Origin of the sequence: Curvibacter microcysteis (genome assembly GCF_028649455.1) — a bacterium.
Lineage (GTDB): Bacteria > Pseudomonadota > Gammaproteobacteria > Burkholderiales > Burkholderiaceae_C > Curvibacter > Curvibacter microcysteis.
In genome coordinates this window covers 3,162-5,944 of sequence record NZ_JAQSIO010000019.1, presented here as the reverse complement: position 1 = coordinate 5,944, position 2,783 = coordinate 3,162, and the positions used below count along the sequence as shown (strand labels likewise).

Here is a 2,783-nt window from a genome sequence, read left to right as displayed (position 1 = left end):
AAGGGAGGGGGTTTTGAGGGCTGTAATAGCCTGACGATGACCTACTTTCACACGGGAACCCGCACTATCATCGGCGCGGAGTCGTTTCACTGTCCTGTTCGGGATGGGAAGGAGTGGTACCAACTCGCTATGGTCATCAGGCGTAACTTGGAGCTAGGCAGTTCTTGGAACTACCCGGCGAATTCATAGAGTTTCGAATCAGATTTTATCTTATTTTTGACTGCGTCTACTTGGCATAACCAGCTCTGATCATGAAGATCAAAGTTATAGGGTCAAGCCTCACGAGCAATTAGTATCAGTTAGCTTAACGCATTACTGCGCTTCCACACCTGACCTATCAACGTCCTGGTCTTGAACGACTCTTTAGGGGGGTCAAGCCCCCGGCAGATCTCATCTTGAAACGAGTTTCCCGCTTAGATGCTTTCAGCGGTTATCTCTTCCACACATAGCTACTCGGCAATGCCACTGGCGTGACAACCGATACACCAGAGGTGTGTCCACTCCGGTCCTCTCGTACTAGGAGCAGGCTTCCTCAAATCTGCAGCGCCCACGGAAGATAGGGACCAAACTGTCTCACGACGTTTTAAACCCAGCTCACGTACCTCTTTAAATGGCGAACAGCCATACCCTTGGGACCGGCTACAGCCCCAGGATGAGATGAGCCGACATCGAGGTGCCAAACACCGCCGTCGATATGAACTCTTGGGCGGTATCAGCCTGTTATCCCCAGAGTACCTTTTATCCGTTGAGCGATGGCCCTTCCATACAGAACCACCGGATCACTATGTCCTGCTTTCGCATCTGCTCGACTTGTCAGTCTCGCAGTTAAGCACGCTTATGCCATTGCACTATTAGCACGATGTCCGACCGTACCTAGCGTACCTTCGAACTCCTCCGTTACACTTTGGGAGGAGACCGCCCCAGTCAAACTGCCTACCATGCACTGTCCCCGATCCCGATAAGGGACCTAGGTTAGAACCTCAAACACACCAGGGTGGTATTTCAACGTTGGCTCCATGAGATCTAGCGACCTCACTTCAAAGCCTCCCACCTATCCTACACAGATCTGTTCAAAGTCCAATACAAAGCTACAGTAAAGGTTCATGGGGTCTTTCCGTCTTTCCGCGGGGAGATTGCATCATCACAAACATTTCAACTTCGCTGAGTCTCAGGAGGAGACAGTGTGGCCATCGTTACGCCATTCGTGCAGGTCGGAACTTACCCGACAAGGAATTTCGCTACCTTAGGACCGTTATAGTTACGGCCGCCGTTTACTGGGACTTCAATCAAGAGCTTGCACCCCATCATTTAATCTTCCAGCACCGGGCAGGCGTCACACCCTATACGTCCACTTTCGTGTTTGCAGAGTGCTGTGTTTTTATTAAACAGTCGCAGCCACCGATTTTTTGCAACCCCTTTGGGCTCCCTCTGTACGAGTTCACCTACTTGGGGCATACCTTCTCCCGAAGTTACGGTATCAATTTGCCGAGTTCCTTCTCCTGAGTTCTCTCAAGCGCCTTAGAATACTCATCTCGCGCACCAGTGTCGGTTTGCGGTACGGTCGTGTGTAGCTGAAGCTTAGTGGCTTTTCCTGGAAGCAGGGTATCACTCACTTCGGCTGCAAGCAGCCTCGTTATCACCCCTCATCTAAGCCCGGCGGATTTGCCTACCGGGCACGACTACAGGCTTGAACCAACATATCCAACAGTTGGCTGAGCTAACCTTCTCCGTCCCCACATCGCACTACACATCGGTACAGGAATATTGACCTGTTTCCCATCAGCTACGCATCTCTGCCTCGCCTTAGGGGCCGACTCACTCTACGCCGATGAACGTTGCGTAGAAAACCTTGCGCTTACGGCGAGGGGGCTTTTCACCCCCTTTAACGCTACTCATGTCAGCATTCGCACTTCTGATACCTCCAGCAGGCTTTACAACCCACCTTCACAGGCTTACAGAACGCTCTCCTACCACGCACAGTAAACTGTGCATCCGCAGCTTCGGTAACTGGCTTAGCCCCGTTACATCTTCCGCGCAGGACGACTCGATCAGTGAGCTATTACGCTTTCTTTAAATGATGGCTGCTTCTAAGCCAACATCCTGACTGTTTTAGCCTTCCCACTTCGTTTCCCACTTAGCCAATTTTAGGGACCTTAGCTGGCGGTCTGGGTTGTTTCCCTCTTGAGTCCGGACGTTAGCACCCGGTGCTCTGTCTCCCAAGCTGTACTCTGCGGTATTCGGAGTTTGCCTTGGTTTGGTAAGTCGCCATGACCCCCTAGCCAAAACAGTGCTCTACCCCCGCAGGTAATACTTGAGGCACTACCTAAATAGTTTTCGGAGAGAACCAGCTATTTCCAAGTTTGTTTAGCCTTTCACCCCTATCCACAGCTCATCCGCTAGTTTTGCAACACTAGTCGGTTCGGACCTCCAGTACCTGTTACGGCACCTTCATCCTGGCCATGGATAGATCACTTGGTTTCGGGTCTACACCCAGCGACTGATTCGCCCTATTCGGACTCGATTTCTCTACGGCTTCCCTATTCGGTTAACCTTGCCACTGAATGTAAGTCGCTGACCCATTATACAAAAGGTACGCAGTCACCCTTGCGGGCTCCTACTTTTTGTAAGCATACGGTTTCAGGATCTATTTCACTCCCCTCCCGGGGTTCTTTTCGCCTTTCCCTCACGGTACTAGTTCACTATCGGTCGATGATGAGTATTTAGCCTTGGAGGATGGTCCCCCCATATTCAGACAGGATTTCTCGTGTCCCGCCCTACTTTTC

At 51.3% G+C, this 2,783-nt stretch carries 2 rRNA genes (1 of these 2 only partly in view); both read right to left on the bottom strand.

Going from position 1 to position 2,783, the window contains the following annotated elements:
• Window positions 1–28: 28 nt before the first annotated feature.
• Window positions 29–141 (bottom strand): 5S ribosomal RNA (gene rrf, locus PSQ39_RS21705).
• A 127-nt stretch (window positions 142–268) separates the two neighbouring features.
• Window positions 269–2,783 (bottom strand): 23S ribosomal RNA (locus tag PSQ39_RS21700) (it continues 459 nt past the right edge of the window).